This window comes from Collinsella aerofaciens (genome assembly GCF_027679495.1).
Taxonomy (GTDB): Bacteria; Actinomycetota; Coriobacteriia; order Coriobacteriales; family Coriobacteriaceae; genus Collinsella; species Collinsella aerofaciens_AK.
In genome coordinates, this window is record NZ_JAQEKC010000016.1 from 20,286 (window position 1) to 38,224 (window position 17,939).

Below are 17,939 nucleotides of genomic sequence, written 5' to 3' on the forward strand. Positions count from 1 at the left end.
CTTTGTTATTTGCCTTTGGGCTTGCTGGCGTAGAACTTCTTCTTTTTAGGCTTGCCGTTGCCGGCCTGCGCGTGCGCGGGCACTGCCGCGCGAGGCTTACGGGCCTCGGGGTTGCGCAGCTCCTCGGTTCGCTCGGCAATCTCCTCGGCGCTAAAGCCGACCTCGGCCATGGCGTCCTCAATGGGCAGGCGGCGCACGATATAGCAGTGGTGCACCTTCTGGTTACGTGCGAAGTCCTCGGGAATGGTCTGCGCCGTAATGTCCTCCAGCACGACGCCCGCGCGCGCGAGCTTGCGCGTTTCGGGGCGGAAGCCGCGCAGGTTGCAGCTGAAGATGGCATGGCCGCCCTGCGCGAGCAGGCGAGATACGCCGGCCAAAAGCTCAACATGGTCGCGCTGGACATCCCAGGTACGGCGGCCCATCTTTGACGAGTTCGAGAACGTGGGCGGGTCGACAAAGATCAGGTCCCAGCGGTTGCGCGTCTGGCGCTGGTCGCGAATCCAGGCAAGCACGTCGTCGCGCACAAAATGATGCTGCGGCCCCACAAAGCCGTTCTGGCGCATGTTGCGCTCGGCCCAGTCCAGATAGGTGTTGGAGAGGTCGACCGTCACGGTCTCCTCGACGCCGCCATCGGCCGCGTAGCAGGTGGCAGTGCCGGTGTAGGCGAACAGGTTGAGGAAGCGGCGCGCCTGTTTGGCGTGCTCGCGCACTAGGTTGCGGGTGACGCGGTGATCCAGGAAGATGCCCACATCCAGATAGTCGTCAAAGTTGACGGCAAAGGTGAGGCCGCCCTCTTCGATGAGCGGCAGACGACGGCGTGCGATATTGGCACGCTCGCCCGATGCGCCCTTGCCGGCGCCCTGCTTGCCGTACTGCGAGCCGCCGCGCGAACGCATGCGGGCCTTGGCGTGCACATGCTCGGCCGGAACATCCAGGATGCGCGGCGCGATGGCCAAGATGTCGAGCATACGGGCCTGGGCCAGTGCGGGGTCGATGGTCTTGGGCGCGGCGTATTCGGCGATGACGAGCCAGCGGCCCGGCGTCTGCGGGCAACCCTCGTACAGGTCGATGGCAGCGGAGTAGTCGGGCAGGTCGGCATCGTAGACGCGGTAGCAGCTCACGCCCTCGCGCTTTGCCCACTTTCGACGCAGACGGGCGTTCTTGCGCAGGCGGTTGGCGAACTGCTCGGACTCCGGGATGAGCACGGGCAGCGGCTTGCCGTCGCCCAGGTCGAGCGTGGCGGTAGGTTCGGGCATGAGGGTGTCGGCGGCTTCGCCTTGGGCATCTGCGGTCTGCTCCTCGGCATCTGCGCTGGTCGCAGCTTCGAATGCCGCGGCGGCGTGGTCGAGCGAGGGCCAAACCTCAAGAGCCGCCTCCTCGTTATTGGGCATGACGGCGATCGAGCGCTCGGGCTCGGCGTGGAGCGCGCGGGCCAGCAAGCCGTCGCGGGTGAGAGCGGCGACCGGCGCCGAAGCGAGCTCGGGGGCGCGGCGCAGCTCGCCGATGAGCGTCATGGCATCGTGCATGAGCGAAAGCGGGGTCTCGGTCGTGTCCGCGACCAGGGCGGCACCGGCGACGGCGCCCGCATGGTCCAGCACGGTGGCGGGCTTGGCGGCACAAAAGTCGACAAAACGCTTGTAGCCGGCGCACTTGACCATGCGCTCGGCAGTCTTGCGGGCGGCGGGGTCGATGTCTACGGCCACGATGCGCGCCTGGCGCTCGCGCGCTGCCGCCTCGCGCTCGCGCGCCTCGGCAAGCAGCTGCTCCCACAGAGTGGCGTCGTGCAGCTGCCAGCCCTCAAAGCCCCAGCGCTCGCGTGCAGCGCCCGGGGCGCGGTCGGTCAGAATGTTCACGGCTTCCAGCAACAGGCCGCCGCCGGCGCACGAGGCATCGATCAGCGTGGGAAGGGCTTCGTTCTCGTAATCGTCGGCCGTCAGCTCGCGCTCGCATAGTGCGGTCCAGCCGACCTGCGCCAGCACCAGGGCGGCGTAGTCGGGGCGTAGCACGTGCGCGCCCTCGCCGGCGCGGGTCGCTGCGGGCGGCAGACGCTTGAACAGCGGGTCGCCCGAAAGGTCCAGGCTGATGCTCGCGCGGCGCTGACGCAGCGAAAGCAACAGGTGAACATCGGGGTCGGCGGCATCGACGTCGGCGCGACGGCCCGTGGTCTCGGCCAGACGGTCGCACAGCGCGTCTTTGGCGCGCAGGGCCGAGAAGCGCGTGTTGCGCAGCTGCTCGGTCACGCCGCGGGCGGTGATGGCGATGGTGGCGCCGGGGCGGATGATGGTCTCCCAGGCGATGTCGTAAACGCTATCGTACAGTTCATCGGCATCCTGCGCCTCAAAGCGCCCGAGTACCACGAACACACGGCTCGCCAGGCGCGACCACAGACAGGCGCGGTAGCCTTCTTCGAGCTCGCCCTCAAATGTAGCGCGGCCCTTCAGCCGGCGAACATGCGAAAGCCCGAGGCGTTTAAGCTCATCGGCGAGTGCGGACTCAAAGCCCTCGGGGCAGCTTGCGTAAAATTCCATGGGTGACCTCTCTGGTTGCGTCGCTCCATTATATGATGGATACTTCGTTTACTCTCGCCCCCGAAAGGAACCCATATGATTGATGCGTGCCCCGATTCCGCCGTGCTCTTTTTTGACGTGGACGGCACGCTGACGTCGTTCGATCCCGACAACATGACCGACAAGGACTTTTCGGCGGTTCACCCCTCGCAGGCGGTCGTCGAGGCGTTTCATCGTCTGCGCGACGCGGGACACCATGCATTTATCTGCACGGGTCGTCCCTTGTGGCTGATTGCCGATGGCCTGCGCGCGCTGAACCCGGCGGGTGTCGTTGCCATGGCGGGAGCGACGCTCGAGGTCGAGGGCCGCGTGGTGCATGAGGACTGCTTTGACGAGGACGTTATTGAGGAGTTCGCGCGCCGCGTTGTGGATGCCGGCATCGAGGTTTTTTTCGAGTCCAATGCTGCGACCTTTGCGCTGGAGCCCGTGGGCGTTGAGCAGTCGTCTCTGATCGGCACGTCTGTGGTGCACAGCGCCGAGGAGATGCGCGTCGACGGCAGTCTGCGCGTGGGCAAGGTATGCCTCAGTGTGCCCAGTTTGGCTCGCGTAGCCAACGATGACGGCTTTATCGATCGCGAGTTTGAGCTGTGCAACACCGGTGGCCAGAATCGCGAGCTGAGCCCCAAGGGCATTGACAAGGGCGTGGGCGTGGCGCGAGCGCTGGAATACCTGGGTCGCACCGGCAACGCGCGCACCTTTGGCTTTGGCGATTCCGGCAACGATCTGGGTATGCTCGCCGCTGTCGAGACGGCCGTGGCCATGGGCAACGCTATGCCCGAGGTCAAGGCGCTCGCCGACTACGTGACTGATGATGTCGCACACGACGGCACCGTCACAGCGATGCAGCATTTCGGCCTCATCTAATGAATCCCACGTTCTGACGTTTGCTCAAACTGCGACTCTTTGCTTTTGCATGCTCAATCGATTTATCAATCCAAACACTGAGGTGTTTATACCGTTCGCCGAGAAGATAAAAAACCGCAGCTCACGCCTTGATAAACGTAGGTAAAGTGTTTAGCAGTTTATCGGCCGTATGCTAGCGAAAGGAATCAGGCAGATGGCAATCAAGGTGTTCGCTGACGGTGCAAACCTCGAGGGCATGCTCGACATGTACGAGAACGGCAACGTTCAGGGTTTCACGACCAACCCGTCCCTTATGAAGAAGGGCGGCGTGACGGATTACCGCGCGTTTGCCAAGGAGGTCCTGGCCCACATCACCGATGTGTCCGTCTCGTTTGAGGTCTTTGCCGACGACGTCGAGACCATGGAGGTCGAGGCGCGCGAGATCGCTACCTGGGCCGAGAACGTCTACGTCAAGATTCCGTGCGTGACTACCAAGGGCGAGTCCACCGCCGAGCTGGTCCGCAAGCTTTCCGCCGACGGCATCAAGGTCAACGTCACTACCATCTTTACGCCTACGCAGGTCGATGAGATGGTCGAGGCCGTTGACACCGAGACGCCGTCCATTATCTCGCTCTTTGCCGGCCGTATCGCCGATACCGGCGTCGACCCCATTCCGTTTATGACGGAGTCGGTCAAGAAGGCCGCCGCCAAGCCCAACTGTGAGGTCCTGTGGGCGTCCACGCGCGAACTTATCAACATTTACCAGGCAGAAGCCTGCGGTTGCCAGATCATTACAGTGCCCAACAGCATCCTGGCCAAGCGCAAGAACATCGGTCGCGACCCGTACGAGGTCTCGCTCGACACCGTGCGCGGCTTTGCCAAGGATATCGCGGCGCTCGGTTTCCATATCCTGCCGTAGCGCGAACACCGACTGTACCGTGGGCTGTTCGCCCCGGCCTTTCCTTTCCCTATCGCTCACGCGCTCCGCGAGGGTCGCGCTAGGCAAAGGAAAGGCCGGGGCTGCCGGCACGAGCTTGCCAGCAAGTTGGCGATTGGCTTCCATATCTTGCCGTGGGCAAAGGTACCCCCGCCTGCGCCGTGCAAAATTGAGAGTATTCAGCAAGGTAAAGGTCTTTATCAGTTAACCGAAGCATGGAACGGCCCCCGTTTTGGCTCTGACGACGCTAAAACGGGGGCTGTTTTTTGCTTTTTCGCCTCTGGGAGGCATCCGGAACAGCGGAATTTGCAGAATACTCGCGATTTTGCACGTCACTACAGGGGGTACCCCTGCTTTGGCGGTTTACTTCCCCTGTACCATGGTGAGCGAGATCTTCTTGCGGTCGCGATCGACCTTTTCGACCCACACCTTGACCGTGTCACCGACGCGCACCACGTCGCTCGGGTGCTTGACAAAGCGGTTGGCCAGCTTTGAGATATGCACGAGGCCGTCCTGGTGCACGCCCACGTCGACGAAGGCGCCAAAGTCCACAACGTTGCGCACCGTGCCCTTGAGTTCCATGCCGGGCTCCAGGTCATCGATGGAAAGCGCCGAGCGGCTAAAGACCACCTCGGGCGCGTCGTCTCGCGGGTCGCGGCCGGGCTTTTTGAGCTCGTTGACGATGTCGATGAGCGTGAGGGTGCCGCAGTCCAGGTCGCTTGCCAGCGCCGAGATACTGCCCAGGCGGCGCTCGATGTCGGGCACGCCGCCGCGGCTGAGCTCGCTGGCTTTAACGCCGGCGCGTTCCAGGACGGACGTGGCCACCTCGTAGCTCTCGGGGTGGACGCTCGTCGCGTCGAGCGGGTTCTTGCCGCCGCTGATGCGCAGGAAGCCCGCGGCGTTGAGGTATGCCTTGGGTCCTAGTTTGGGGACCTTCTTAAGCTGGCGGCGATCGGTAAAGGCACCGTTTTCCTCGCGGTAGGCCACGATGTTTTTGGCCACGCTCGGCGTGATGCCCGATACGTATCCCAGCAGGCTTGCGCTCGCGGTATTCACGTCGACGCCCACGCGGTTGACGACGTCCTCCACCACATGGCCCAGGGTGCGCGAAAGCTCGGCCTGGTCAAGGTCGTGCTGGTACTGGCCAACGCCGATGGACTGGGGCGGGATCTTGACGAGCTCTGCCAGCGGGTCCTGTAGACGGCGGCCCAGGCTCATGGCGCCACGCACGGTGACGTCCAGATCGGGATACTCCTGGCTGGCGAGCTCGGAGGCGGAGTACACCGATGCGCCGGCCTCGTTGACGATGGTGTATCGCAGCTCAGGCGCCTGCTCGGCGATGAACTCCGAGACGACTTCCTCGGTCTCGCGGCTGGCGGTGCCGTTGCCGATGACGATGGTGTTGACGCTGTCCTTTTTGACGAGGCGGGCGAGCTCGCGCTTGGTGCCGGCGACGTCGTGGCGCGGCTTGGTGGGATAGACCACGCCGTGGTCGAGCAGCTTGCCGGTCTCGTCCATGACGGCGACCTTGCAGCCGGTGCGGTAGCCCGGATCGAGCGCGAGCACGCGGGCGCCGCGCACGGGGCGTGCCGAGAGCAGGCCCTCGAGATTCTTGGCAAAGACATTGATGGCCTCGGTCTGCGCACGGACGGTGAGTTTGGCGCGGGCCTCGCGCTCCAGCGAGGGGGCCATGAGGCGCTTGTAGCCGTCGGCGATGGCGGCGTCAAAGACGGGCGCGAAGACGCCCTGGCGTCGGGGCCAACGGCTGCCGAGGCGTGCCGTGGCGGCGGCGCCGTCGACGTTCACGCGCACGCGGAGCTTGCCCTCGCGCTCACCGCGGTCGATAGCCAGCACGCGGTGGTTGGGTATACGGCGCAGCGGCTCATCATAGCTGTAGTACGGCTCGTAGGGGGTCTTCTCGGTGGGGTCGGTGGCCTCGACGACGATGTCTGCGGTGTTTTGCGTAAAGGCACGCAGGTCGGCGACGTTCTCGGGGTCCTCGGCCACCGTCTCGGCCACGATGTCCGCCGCGCCGGCGAGCGCCTTTTCGGGCGTGTCGAAGCCGGCCTCCTCATTGACGTATGCTGCGGCGGCGTCGAGCGCACTGCCCTTGGCCGAGGCCTGCATGATGATCATGTTGGCGAGCGGCTCCAGGCCGGCTTCGCGGGCCTTCTGCGCGCGAGTCATGCGCTTTTTGCGGTAGGGCTTGTAGAGGTCCTCGACACGCTGGAGCTGCGTGGCCTCGCGAATTTGCTGTTCGAGCTCGGGCGTAAGTTTGCCCTGGGCGTCGATGAGCAGAATGACGTCCTCTTTGCGCTGTTCAAGATTGCGCAGGTAAGACAGGCGCTCGTCGAGTGTGCGCAGGGCGACGTCGTCCATTCCGCCCGTGGCTTCCTTGCGGTAGCGCGAGATAAAGGGGATGGTGTTGCCCTCGTCGATGAGCTTGACGGCGGCCTCGATGTTGGCGGCCTTAAGGTTGAGCTCGTGGGCGAGCTGGGCGATAAGATCCATGGGACTCCTTGCGTTTAAGGTGCGTTTGCAGCACAGGGCTACCAAGGATACCACCCGTTTCAAAAGACTGTTTTGGGCCCGCGCCACGAAAACGACCTATCTACTACGTTTGAACCGTATGGGTCGACCATCCCCCGGTTTTCCGAGAATGCGCAAGCCGTCTACCTGCGCTTTTGATTTTAGGAAATTCGGCATGGTTGAGGGCGGTCGGTTAAACGTAGTAGATAGGCCCATTTCGTGGCGAACGAATCAAGCCGAGGTGCAAAATAGCCCCCGCCCCAGAAAAATCGTCGGCAAGGTAGCAAAATGCCCCGCGGGCAGGAGGCTGCTCGCGGGGCAAAGAAGAGGGGCTTGTTGGTGACGGACCGAAGGGTTCGGCATGGGGTTTCTGCCGCGGTCGCTCTTAAGGCATTACAGCTCGACGAGCTGGCCGGTCTCGGCGGCCTCCTTGATAGCGTTGAGAAGCGTGAGCGTCTTAACGTTGTCGGCGGGGGTCACGACGGGCTCGACCTCGCGGCGGACAACCTTCACAAAGTGCTTGAGCTGCATCTTGTGCGGCAGTGCCGGGTCGACGGCCGGAATCTCCATCTGCAGCGGCTTGTGCCAGTTGGAGGCGCCGTCGTAGGAGAACTGGTGCAGGCGGGGCAGCGACAGGGCGCCCTTAGTGCCGCCGATAAAGTAGGCGTCGGCGTCGAAGGGGCGGTACTGCGGGTCCTCGCGAGCGGTTGCCTCCCAGTTCCAGGGGCTGGCGGTGGCGTCGGAGATGGTCATGCTTGCGAGCGCGCCATCGGCAAAACGGACGTTGACCACGGCGGAGTCCTCGGTCTCAAAACCGCGGGCGGCGCTGGACTGCATACCCTGGACGGCAACGGGCTCGCCCAGCAGGTAGCGGAGCAGGTCGACGTCGTGCACCAGGTTGACCAGAATCGGGCCGGCACCCTTCTTGCGGCGCCATTCGACATCGAAGTACTCGTCATTCTTATAGATCATGTAGTGGAAGCTCGACACGGTGAGCTTGCCCAGCTCGCCGGACTCGATGATCTCCTTGGCCTTGTTGACGAAGGGGTTGTGGCGACGGTGCTGACCCACGAGCACGGGCACGCCGGCGGTCTCGGCCTCGGCAGCGAAGGCCTGGGCATCCTCCAGGTCGTTGGAGATCGGCTTTTCGACCAGCGGCACGATGTTGCGCTTTACAGCCTCGCGGGCAACGCCCAGGTGCAGGTCGTTGGGGGTGGCGATAATGACGGCCTCGGGCTTGACCTCGTCCATCATCTGAGCGGGATCGGTGTAAAACGGCACGCCGGCGGCCTCGGCCGTGGCGCGGGCGCCCTCAAAGGCGTCGGCGATGGCGACGAGCTCGGCCTCGGGCTCCTCGGTGACAAAGCGGATGTGGTTGCGGCCCATGGCGCCGGCGCCGATAACGGCAATGCGGACGGGGTTGAGCTCAGACATTTCGACTCCTTAATACTGGTGACCGGTGGAATGCGACAAAGGGGCCGTCCCTTTGTCGCATCGGTAAAACTAGGCGGACTTCTTCTTGCTGTCGGAGACCATCATGTAGACGGTGAGCACGACGGCGATGGCGGCGATCACAATGGCGCCGTAGAAGGACTGCTGGTAGGCGGCGCTGCCGGCCTCGGCGTGATACAGCACGGCGGTGATGGGCTGGCTGATCCAGGTGGAAGCGGCATAACCCAAAAACATGATGCCGTAGTTGACGCCGATGTTACTGGTGCCAAAGGCGCCACCGGTGAGCGGCGGGTAGATGACGAGCAGAGCGCCAAAGCTAAAGCCGAGCAGAGCGAGCGCCACAAAGAACATGGCCTGCGTAAAGCTCATCGACATGATGACGAGTGCGACGATGGTGACGACAAGGCTGATGAGCAGCGACTTATAGGCGCCGAGCTTGTCGATGATCTGGCCAAAGGACAGACGGCCGACCAGGTTGGCGCAGGTGTTGACGGAGACCACCACACCGCCGAGGGCGACGGCCGCGGCGCTCGTGGGGTCGGCGAAGAGCTGAACGGCGGCGATGGAGGCAACCTTGCCCACGAGCAGGGTGCCCGCGGTGGCGGCAAAGGCGAAGGTGACGATAAGGACCCAGAAGCGCGGGGTCTTGACCATCTCGCCCGGGGTGAGGTCGCCGAAGGTGCCAGCGTGCGCGCCGCCCTTGGGGGCCTCGAAGCCCTCGGGCAGCCAACCGGCCTCGGGGGCCTTCAGGAACAGGGCGGAGGCGGCGATCGTCACAAAGAAGATGACGCCGAGCGCCTTAAGGGCGCCAAAGATGCCCAGGCTCGGGATGAGCAGCGAGGCGAGCACCGGGGACAGCACGGCGGGACCGGCGGTCGAAGCGGCCAGGGTGATGCCGGAGGCGAGACCCTTCTTGTCGATGAACCACTTTTGGCCGGTGGTGAGCGCGGGGTTGTAGCCCAGGCCGTTGCCGATGGCGGCGACGAGCGAGAACCACAGGTAGAACTGCCACGGCTCGGTGACGGTGCCGGACATGAACCAGCCCAGGCCGTAGCACGCGGCGGCGGCGATCACGACGTTGCGGGGGCCGATTTTATCGGAGATGCGGCCGGCGAAGATGCCCGTCACGGCCATGATGGTCTGGAAGACGGGGAAGGCCCAGGTAAGAGCGCTGGACCACTCGGGGTAGACGGCGAGCAGGTTCTTGCTCACGACGGAATACAGCGCGATGGAGCTGATGAAGAACATGGTGACGCACGCGGCGGAAAGCACGACGGCGCGACCCTTGTTGGAGTTGGTGGAAGCCATTGGACTCTTTCTAATCGATACGGGGGAGGAACAGGCGTGTCCGCGGGGCCTCCCTGTCAGGTTGGTTTACTGGTCAGTCGGCTTTGCGACGCCGGACTCATCGGACCAGAGCTCGACACCCTTGTTCTTAAGGTAGTTGTCGGCATAGGCGCGACGGCCGCCGGGCTTGGCGGTGAGGTCGCCCATCATGTTGGAGAAGCCGCCGTCGACCTTGATGGCGTCGCCGGTGGTAAAGTCCGAGCGCTTGGACGCCAGGAACATGACGGCGTTGGCGATATCGCTGACCTCGCCGATGCGGCGCGTGGCGATCAGGCGGCTGCGGCTCTTCTCGACCTCGGGGTCGGCGTAGAAGTTGGCCGACATCGGGGTCTTAACGAAGCAAGGCTCGACGCAGTTGGAGCGGACGCCGTAGGGGCCCCATTCGGCAGCCAGCATCTTGGACATCATGTTGACGCCCGCCTTGGTGGAGCTGTACACGCCCGAGAACGTCTCGGGGGAGTGGCTGGCAACGGTCGAGATGTGCACCAGGCGACCCTGGCCGGCCTTGATCATCTCGCGACCAAAGCGCTGCGAGGTGATGAAGTAACCGGTGAGGTTGACGTTGAGCACCTGCTCCCAGTCGCTCAGCGGCAGGTCCTCCATGGCGGCGAAGCGCAGGATGCCGGCGGTGTTGACAAGGACGTCGACGCGGCCGAAGTCGGCGATGGTGGCATCGACGGCGGCCTGAACCTCGGCCTCGTCGGTGGCGTTCATCTTGTAGCCCTCGGCGTGGATGCCAAACTCGGCGGCGAGGTCGGCGGCTGCGGCCTTGACCTTCTCCTCGTCCAGGTCGAGCAGGACGACGTTGGCGCCGTTGCGGGCGAACTCGCGGCAAATCTCGACGCCCATACCGCCGAGCGCGCCGGTCACGGCGCAGACATCGCCCTCGAGCTTAAGCCAATTGCTCATAGGAACTTCCCTTCTTGTGCCTCCCGGTGGGTCGCTCCCATTAACCGACCCACGTGGTTTTCGCTGGTTATCGTATGCTTTGCATTTGCGCAGGTGAATTGCATATTTGTTAGAATGGCGTTAACCGTAGGTTTATACTGTGCGATGCAGTTTTTCTCAATCGAGCGCGTGACCTGCCAAAACGACCCCCTGTGGCGCCATGCGTTCACAGGCGCGAAAACGGGAGATTGACGTGTACGATCGACGACTCGAGGCCATATCGGCCGCCGCGGAGCTGGGAAGCTTCTCACGTGCGGCGGCAAAATTGCGCGTGTCGACCCCGGCGCTCGTCAAACAGGTGTCGGGTTTCGAGGCCGAGTTTGGCATCACGTTGTTCGAGCGCTCGCATTCGGGTGTTAAGGTGACGCCGGCGGGCGCTCTGCTGGTGGACGACGCGCGCTCGATCATGCGGCAGTCCGAGGACGCGCTGCGCCGCGCCCGACGCGCGGCGGGCGATGGCGGTGCCGTGCGCCTGGGCGTGTCGATGATGTGCCCGGGGCGCCAGACGCTGTCGATGTGGTCGGGCATCCACGATCTGGAGCCATCGCTGCGCTTCGAGATCGTGCCGGTAAGCGACCTCTATGACGAGCGCGAATCCGTCATGCGCAGCCTTGGTCGCGAGGTGGATGTGGTGCAGTCGAGTTTTTCGACACCGCGCTGGGGCGACACCTGTCAAAAGCTCCGCATCGTTAACGTGCCGTTTTATATCGACCTGCCGCGCACGAGCCCGCTGGCGCGCACGACACGCATTACGGTTGCCGACTTGGAGGGCATGCGCCTGCGCGTGCTCCGCCACGGCAACGACGCCATGGACAGTCTGCGTATCGACCTTTTGGCCGACGGCGGTGTGGACGTGATCGATGTGGATAGCTTCGACTTTGCGCTCTTTAACGAGGCGGAGGAAAAGGGCGACGCGGTGCTCACCTGCGGGGCGTGGTCGGGGGTGCACCCGGCCTTTGCGGGCGTGCCGTTCCTATGCGGTCGCGAGGTGCCAGTCTTTCTGCACTATCCGCTCGAGCCCACCCTCCAAGTCCAAAAATTCGTCAACGCCATGGCCCAGCTTCTCAACTAGCTCTTTTGGGACGGGGCTCTTTTAGCTACTTCGAGGATGATTTTTTACAAAACGAGGCCCTGGCCAACCGGCCAGGGCCTCACTAACTTTTATTCCGTTCTAAATGACGGGCTGATCGCGCGCAGGAGGGCGCCCCGGGGTGGCGGGGTATTTCCTCCGCGCGCAGTTTCGCAGCGAAGCGAGAATGTTTGAGCACGGAGGAATTACCCCGCCACCCTCGGGGCGCCCTCCGTCAGTAACCGGTCCTACTCGAGCTCAAACGCTCCGGTGTACAGCTGGTAGTAATATCCGCGCTTGGCGATCAACTCGTCGTGGTTGCCGAGCTCGATGATGCGGCCGTGGTCCAGGCAGATGATTGCGTCGGAGTTGCGCACGGTGGACAGGCGGTGCGCGATGACAAACGTCGTGCGGCCTTCCATGAGCTTGTCCATGCCGGCTTGCACGATAGCCTCGGTGCGGGTATCGATGCTCGACGTGGCCTCGTCCAGGATCATCGCCGGCGGATCGGCGACGGCGGCGCGTGCGATCGAGATCAGCTGGCGCTGGCCCTGCGACAGCTGTGCGCCGTTGCCAGTGAGCATGGTGTCGTAGCCGTCGGGCAGGCGGGTGATAAAGTCGTCCGCGCCCGCGAGCTTGGCCGCCGCGATGCACTCCTCGTCGGTAGCGTCCAGATTGCCGTAGCGGATGTTATCCATCACGGTGCCGGTGAACAGGTTCACGTCCTGTAGCACGACGCCCAGCGAGCGGCGCAGGTCGGCCTTGCGGATCTTGTTGACGTTGATGCCGTCGTAGCGGATCTTGCCGTCGGCGATGTCGTAGAAGCGGTTGATGAGGTTGGTGATGGTCGTCTTACCGGCACCGGTGGCGCCGACAAACGCGACCTTCTGGCCCGGCTTGGCAAACACGGACACGCCGTGCAACACCTCGTGGTCGGGCGTGTAGCCAAAGTCGACGTTGTCCATGACCAGGTCGCCGCGCAGCGGCACGTACTCGATCTCGCCGGTTGCGCGGTGCGGATGTTTCCATGCCCACATGCCGGTGTGGTGGTCGGCCTCCTCGAGCTGCCAGGTGTCGGGGTTCACCTGAGCGTTGACGAGCGTCACATAGCCTTCGTCGGCTTCGGGCTCCTCGTCGATGAGCTCAAAGATACGGTCGGCGCCGGCGAGGCCCATGACCACGGCGTTGATCTGCTGCGAGATCTGGCCGATCTGTCCGCAGAACTGCTTGGTCATGTTGAGGAACGGCACCACGACGGCGATGGACAGCGCCATGCCCGAGATGCTCAGGTTGGGCACGCCCAGCGCCAGGAAAATGCCGCCTGCCAGTGCGACCAGCACGTAGAGCAGGTTGCCCAGGTTCATAAGGATGGGCATGAGGATGTTGGCATACATGTTGGCCTTTTGCGAGACCTCGAAGAGCTTTTCGTTGCGCTCGTCAAAATCGGCCTCGGCGGCAGACTCGTGGCAGAACGCCTTGACGACCTTCTGGCCGTTCATGACCTCCTCGATATGGCCCTCGACCACGCCGAGCTCGGTCTGCTGCGCAATGAAGAAGCGCGCGGAGTTGGAGCCGAGCAGCTTGGTCATAAAGGTCATAAAGGCGACGCCGGCGATGATGACCAGGCACATCCACACGCTGTAGTACAGCATGATAAAGAACACCGTGACGATGATGATGATCGTCATGAGCAGGTTGGGCAGCGACTGGCTGATCATCTGACGCAGCGTGTCGATGTCGTTGGTGTAGTGGCTCATGATATCGCCGCGCTGGTGCGTGTCGAAGTAGCGGATCGGCAGGTCCTGCATGCGGTTGAACATCATCTCGCGCAGCTTCTCCAGCGAGCCCTGCGTGACGATAGCCATGGCGCGGTTCCAGAAGAGCGAGGACAGGACGCCGACGCCGTAGATGCAGGCGAGGGTGGTCACGAGCTGTGCGATCTTGGGCTGCGCGGCTTCCCAATCGCCCGACTGCCACGATTCGCCAATAATTTGCAGGGCGCTCTGCAGGAAGGTCGCGCCGATGGAGTTGATGATGGCGCAGAGCACCACGCCGGCGACGACGAGGGGCAAAAGCACGGGATAGAAGCCAAAGAGCGTCTTGATGAGGCGCGACATGGTGCCGCCCTTGCGGTTGAGCGCGCGCTCGGCGGTCGTTGCCTTACTCATGTGCCTCGCCTCCTTCCTGAGTCTGAGCTTGCGTTGCGGATGCCTCGGTGTCGGCCTCGACGGCCCCTTCGCCCTCGGCGCTCATCTTGTTTTGCGAGGTAAAGGTCTCGCGGTAGATCTCGCTCGTCTTAAGCAGCTCGTCATGGTTGCCGATCTGCGCGATTCGGCCGCCCTCCATGACGATGATGCGGTCTGCGTCCTGTACGGAGCTGATGCGCTGGGCGATGATGAGCTTGGTCGTGTTGGGCAGATAGCTTGCCAGCCCTGCGCGAATTTTTGCGTCGGTCTTGGTGTCGACGGCGCTGGTGGAGTCGTCCAGGATCAAGATCTTGGGGCGACGCAGCAGGGCGCGTGCAATGCACAGGCGCTGCTTCTGACCGCCCGAAACATTAGAGCCGCCCTGTTCGATCCAGGTGTCGTAGCCCTTGGGAAAACCGTCGACAAACTCGTCGGCGCAGGCCAGATGCGCCGCCTCGCGGACTTCCTCGTCGGTGGCGTTCGGGTCGCCCCAACGCAGGTTCTCGGCGATGGTGCCGCTAAACAGCACGTTTTTCTGCAGCACCATGGCGACCTGGTGACGCAGCGCGTCCAGGTCGTAGTCGCGCACGTCCACGCCGCCCACGCGCACAGCGCCTTCGGTGGTGTCGTACAGGCGGGCGATGAGGTTAACGAGCGTGGACTTGGCCGAGCCGGTGCCGCCGATGATGCCGATGGTCTCGCCGCTCGTAATGTGCAGGTCGATATCGTCGAGCGCCTGGCGCTTCGCATGCTTGGAATACTTAAAGCTCACGTGGTCAAAGTCGATGGAACCGTCGGCAACCTCGAGCACGGGCTCGGCGGGATCGGCGATCGTGGGCTCGGCGGCCAGCACCTCGGCAATGCGGTGTGCCGATTCGTCGGCCATGGTCACCATGACAAAGATCATCGACAGCTGCATCAGGCTCATGAGAATCTGGAAACCATAGGTAAAGGTCGAGGAGAGCTGGCCCACGTCGAACAGCGTGCCCTGGCTCGTGATGATGAGCTTGGAGCCCAGGTAGATGATGACGACAAACGCGCCGTTGACGCAGATGTTCATCATGGGGTTGTTAAAGGCGAGCAGCTTCTCGGCGCGGGTGAAGTCCATCTGGACGTCGCGCGCGGCGGTCGCGAACTTCTCCTTCTCAAAGTCTTCGCGCACATAGCTCTTGACCACGCGCATGCCGGTGACGTTTTCCTCGACGGACTCGTTAAGGGCATCGTACTTGTGGAACACGCGCGAGAAGATGGGGCGCACCTTAAAGATGATAAAGAACAGTCCAAAGCCCAGCAGCGGAATGATGACCAGGTAGACCATGGCGACGCTGCCGCCCATGGCGTAGGCCATGGCAAAGGCAAAGACCAGCACCAGCGGCGCGCGCACGGCGATGCGGATGAGCATCATAAAGGCCTGCTGCACGTTGTTGATGTCGGTGGTGAGGCGGGTGACGAGCGAGGAGCTCGAGAACTCATCGATGTTGGCAAAGCTGAACGTCTGGATCTTGTAGAACAGGTCGTGACGCAGGTTCTTGGCGAAGCCGCAGCTCGCATGACTGCAGGTGACGCCGGCAGCGGCACCGAAAGCAAGCGACGTCAGCGCGATGAGCACCAAAAAGCCTGCGGTGGGAAGCATCTCGGCTACGGTGGCGCCGTCTTTGATGGCGTCGATCAGGTTGGCGGTGATAAATGGAATCAGCATCTCGCAGAGCACCTCGCCAAGTACGAGCAACGGCGTGGCAACGGTGACTTTCATATAGTCGCGGATGCTGCCCATGAGGGTTTTAATCATCCAGTTCCTCCCAAGTTTTGCGGATTTTCTCGAGCATTTCGGCGAGCTGCTCACGCTCGTCGTGGGTGAGGGCGCTAAAGGCCTGCTCTCTAAAGCGGATGCGGGCCGCCTGGTCGATGCGGGCGTTTTCCCGGCCGGTTTCGGTCAGGCGAATGGTGAGCTGCCGTCGGTCCTTGGGGTTACGGCTGCGCTCGATGAGGCCGTTGAGCTCGAGCTTGGACAGGATCTCGGAAAGCGACCCCGGCTTGAGGTCGAAGTGCATGCCGAGTTCCTGCTGCGACATCTCGCCGCCGGGCTGCTTGGCCAGCAGGCAGATGATGGGCGCCTTGCCGGACACGCCTCCGCCATGAAAATGCATGTAATGGCCGCAAAAACCCAGGCCGCTCAGGATGCGCTTGGCAAGCTTGTCTTCCGAGCTAACCGCTTCGTGTACATCCGCCGGCTGTGACGGGTCGCCGCCGGGCTCGTGCGGATAGACGAGTGGTTCAACACACATATCTAAGCTTCGCTCCTCTCTTTAGTTAGGTAGTGGAATTGTTTTGTGCCTAACCAATTTAGGAGCGCATAGATTGATTGTCAAGGTACCAAACTTATTATGTTCAAGCGGCACTTAGGGACGTTCCTTATGTGCCGGCACTTGGGGACACTCCTTGTGCTGATAGTCGTTGGGGACGTTCTTGTTTGCCTAGTCATTTAAGAACGTCCCCAACGACTAACTTAAAAACTATGCCGGATTACGGGGCTGAACGACGGATTGCCGACCATGCCGAAATTGGTAAAAAGAAAACCGCAGGTAGAAGGCTCGCTATGATTTGAAAAATAGGGGGTGTGGTTGGCTCATTCAGGTTCAGCCCCGTAATCCGGCATAGTTTTGAAATGGCACTGAATAAGTGGCGGCAAATGAGCCGCAATGAAGCAAGCTAGCCCCTCGTTTCCGAAACCTTTCCGCAACAATTTGCCCTTCGTGCCGCTCGACTCCGCTCGCAACGTCCCCTGCGCTACACTTAGTAGCACTGTGGCGCTGCCGCGCCGCGCCCGAACCAAGGGGGACACTCATGAAGAATACTCAGCTGCTGCTGATCAACGATATGTGCGGTTACGGCAAGGTCGCGCTTTCCGCCATGCTGCCGGTGCTGTCGCACATGGGCTATCGCATTCACAACCTGCCGACGGCCCTCGTTTCCGATACGCTCAACTACCCCAAGTTCTACATCCACGACACCACGGAGTATGTCCGCCAGAGCCTCGCCATCTGGGAGGAGCTCGGCTTTGAGTTCGATGCCATCTCGACCGGCTTTATCGTGACCGAGGAAGAGACGCGCATCATCTCGGACTTTTGCCACCGCCGTGCGCAAAAGGGCACCAAGGTGTTCGTCGACCCCATCATGGGCGACAACGGCAAGCTCTATGCGGGCGTGCCCGAGTCCACGATTGGCCTTATGCGGCATCTGCTGGAGTGTGCAGACTACGCGGTGCCCAACTATACCGAGGCGTGCCTGCTTGCCGATAGGCCTATTGCCGAGCAAATTACGCCCGATGAGGGCCGCGCTCTTGTGGATGCCGTGCGTGTCCTGGGTGCCAAGTCGGTGGTCATTACGAGCGCCGTAGTCAATGGCATGAACGCGGTTATCGGTTACGACCATGTGGCGGGGGAGTACTTTACGATTCCCTTTGAGCTCATTCCGGTTTATTTCCCGGGCACGGGCGACACGTTCTCGGCGGTGCTCGTCGGCCGCGTTATGGCAGGTTGGAGTCTGCAGCGCGCGACGTCCGATGCCATGCGCGTGGTGGCAGAGCTTATCGAGCGCAATGCCGACCAAGAGGACAAGTCGGCCGGCCTGCCCATCGAGGCCTGCCTGGATGTGATTGACCATGAGTAACGTTGGCGAGGGCGGCATCAATCCTGCGGACGAGAACAAGCCAATCGGCGCGCCGCGCGGCAAGCGTCCGCGTATCCGCGTGAGCTGCGTGGACCAGCTGGGTGCGTGCCGCTGCCACCATGGTCACAAGCCGGGCGACGTTTTTGACTTCGACCGAGACCGCGGCAAGATGTGCGCCATGGCCTGCCATGTGGGCTTTCCCTATATCGATATCCTGCGCTATGGCGGAACCGTGCCTGGCAACGAGCCCGGTACGGCAAAGTTCTGCTGCCCCGAGGTCGATACGCTGAACGTTTGGCTTGCCGAGATCGTAGACGAATAGTTGAGCGCAATGTGACAAAGGGACAGTTCTTTTGTCGCATCCGCCGGTGATGCTCCTTCTTTTTTGCTTA

Annotated in this window: 13 protein-coding genes; 5 read left to right on the forward strand and 8 right to left on the reverse strand. The window is 62.6% G+C overall.

From position 1 onward, the window contains the following. Positions 1-5: 5 nt before the first annotated feature. Entirely contained in the window at positions 6-2,528 is a 2,523-nt protein-coding gene (gene rlmKL / locus PGW49_RS06990; protein WP_270226044.1) for a bifunctional 23S rRNA (guanine(2069)-N(7))-methyltransferase RlmK/23S rRNA (guanine(2445)-N(2))-methyltransferase RlmL, read from the reverse strand. Positions 2,529-2,603: 75 nt separating this feature from the next. On the opposite strand from rlmKL, the gene PGW49_RS06995 reads away from it, so the two are divergent. Together PGW49_RS06995 and PGW49_RS07000 are read left to right on the forward strand one after the other, a co-directional pair. After that, on the forward strand, positions 2,604-3,431 hold the full coding sequence (locus tag PGW49_RS06995) for an HAD-IIB family hydrolase (protein WP_270226045.1): 828 nt from the start codon (positions 2,604-2,606) through the stop codon (positions 3,429-3,431). Positions 3,432-3,624: 193 nt separating this feature from the next. Then, on the forward strand, positions 3,625-4,329 hold the full coding sequence (locus tag PGW49_RS07000) for a transaldolase (RefSeq protein ID WP_055286284.1): 705 nt from the start codon (positions 3,625-3,627) through the stop codon (positions 4,327-4,329). A 381-nt stretch (positions 4,330-4,710) separates the two neighbouring features. Here PGW49_RS07000 and PGW49_RS07005 read toward each other — a convergent pair whose 3' ends face one another. From PGW49_RS07005 to PGW49_RS07020, 4 genes are all read right to left on the reverse strand, one after another. Next, positions 4,711-6,858: a Tex family protein gene (locus tag PGW49_RS07005; RefSeq protein WP_270226046.1), complete on the reverse strand. Its 2,148-nt coding sequence runs from the start codon at positions 6,856-6,858 to the stop codon at positions 4,711-4,713. A 411-nt stretch (positions 6,859-7,269) separates the two neighbouring features. Next, positions 7,270-8,310, reverse strand: a complete 1,041-nt coding sequence (locus PGW49_RS07010; protein ID WP_006235665.1) for a Gfo/Idh/MocA family protein — start codon at positions 8,308-8,310, stop codon at positions 7,270-7,272. Between the two features lie 69 nt (positions 8,311-8,379). Further along, positions 8,380-9,636, reverse strand: coding sequence for an MFS transporter (locus PGW49_RS07015; protein ID WP_006235666.1), 1,257 nt, complete (start codon positions 9,634-9,636; stop codon positions 8,380-8,382). Between the two features lie 66 nt (positions 9,637-9,702). Further along, entirely contained in the window at positions 9,703-10,584 is an 882-nt protein-coding gene (locus PGW49_RS07020; RefSeq protein ID WP_118934451.1) for an SDR family NAD(P)-dependent oxidoreductase, read from the reverse strand. Between the two features lie 232 nt (positions 10,585-10,816). Between PGW49_RS07020 and PGW49_RS07025 the strand changes: the two genes are divergently transcribed. Beyond that, positions 10,817-11,695 carry a LysR family transcriptional regulator gene (locus PGW49_RS07025; RefSeq protein WP_270226047.1) on the forward strand — a complete coding sequence of 293 codons (879 nt, stop codon included), beginning with the start codon at positions 10,817-10,819 and terminating at the stop codon, positions 11,693-11,695. A gap of 245 nt (positions 11,696-11,940) precedes the next feature. Here PGW49_RS07025 and PGW49_RS07030 read toward each other — a convergent pair whose 3' ends face one another. The 3 genes from PGW49_RS07030 to PGW49_RS07040 are packed head-to-tail and all read right to left on the reverse strand — an operon-like array spanning position 11,941 to position 16,163. Beyond that, a complete protein-coding gene (locus PGW49_RS07030) occupies positions 11,941-13,860 on the reverse strand; it encodes an ABC transporter ATP-binding protein (protein WP_270226048.1) in 1,920 nt (639 codons plus the stop codon). Then, on the reverse strand, positions 13,853-15,667 hold the full coding sequence (locus tag PGW49_RS07035; RefSeq protein ID WP_270226049.1) for an ABC transporter ATP-binding protein: 1,815 nt from the start codon (positions 15,665-15,667) through the stop codon (positions 13,853-13,855). Before PGW49_RS07035 ends, PGW49_RS07030 begins: the two co-directional genes overlap by 8 nt. Next, positions 15,660-16,163, reverse strand: a complete 504-nt coding sequence (locus PGW49_RS07040; protein WP_270226050.1) for a MarR family winged helix-turn-helix transcriptional regulator — start codon at positions 16,161-16,163, stop codon at positions 15,660-15,662. Before PGW49_RS07040 ends, PGW49_RS07035 begins: the two co-directional genes overlap by 8 nt. A gap of 559 nt (positions 16,164-16,722) precedes the next feature. On the opposite strand from PGW49_RS07040, the gene PGW49_RS07045 reads away from it, so the two are divergent. Both PGW49_RS07045 and PGW49_RS07050 read left to right on the forward strand, forming a co-directional pair. Further along, positions 16,723-17,547: a PfkB family carbohydrate kinase gene (locus tag PGW49_RS07045; protein ID WP_270226051.1), complete on the forward strand. Its 825-nt coding sequence runs from the start codon at positions 16,723-16,725 to the stop codon at positions 17,545-17,547. Continuing rightward, positions 17,540-17,869 (forward strand): TIGR04076 family protein, encoded by a 330-nt coding sequence (locus PGW49_RS07050; RefSeq protein ID WP_270226052.1) that lies wholly within the window; start codon positions 17,540-17,542, stop codon positions 17,867-17,869. Before PGW49_RS07045 ends, PGW49_RS07050 begins: the two co-directional genes overlap by 8 nt. Positions 17,870-17,939 lie beyond the last annotated feature (70 nt).

Bases quoted from the DNA above. Each gene is read 5' to 3' on its own strand.
- rlmKL (WP_270226044.1), bottom strand. From the start codon at position 2,528: ATGGAATTTTACGCAAGCTGCCCCGAGGGCTTTGAGTCCGCACTCGCC.
- PGW49_RS06995 (WP_270226045.1), top strand. From the start codon at position 2,604: ATGATTGATGCGTGCCCCGATTCCGCCGTGCTCTTTTTTGACGTGGAC.
- PGW49_RS07000 (WP_055286284.1), top strand. From the start codon at position 3,625: ATGGCAATCAAGGTGTTCGCTGACGGTGCAAACCTCGAGGGCATGCTC.
- PGW49_RS07005 (WP_270226046.1), bottom strand. From the start codon at position 6,858: ATGGATCTTATCGCCCAGCTCGCCCACGAGCTCAACCTTAAGGCCGCC.
- PGW49_RS07010 (WP_006235665.1), bottom strand. From the start codon at position 8,310: ATGTCTGAGCTCAACCCCGTCCGCATTGCCGTTATCGGCGCCGGCGCC.
- PGW49_RS07015 (WP_006235666.1), bottom strand. From the start codon at position 9,636: ATGGCTTCCACCAACTCCAACAAGGGTCGCGCCGTCGTGCTTTCCGCC.
- PGW49_RS07020 (WP_118934451.1), bottom strand. From the start codon at position 10,584: ATGAGCAATTGGCTTAAGCTCGAGGGCGATGTCTGCGCCGTGACCGGC.
- PGW49_RS07030 (WP_270226048.1), bottom strand. From the start codon at position 13,860: ATGAGTAAGGCAACGACCGCCGAGCGCGCGCTCAACCGCAAGGGCGGC.
- PGW49_RS07035 (WP_270226049.1), bottom strand. From the start codon at position 15,667: ATGATTAAAACCCTCATGGGCAGCATCCGCGACTATATGAAAGTCACC.
- PGW49_RS07040 (WP_270226050.1), bottom strand. From the start codon at position 16,163: ATGTGTGTTGAACCACTCGTCTATCCGCACGAGCCCGGCGGCGACCCG.
- PGW49_RS07045 (WP_270226051.1), top strand. From the start codon at position 16,723: ATGAAGAATACTCAGCTGCTGCTGATCAACGATATGTGCGGTTACGGC.
- PGW49_RS07050 (WP_270226052.1), top strand. From the start codon at position 17,540: ATGAGTAACGTTGGCGAGGGCGGCATCAATCCTGCGGACGAGAACAAG.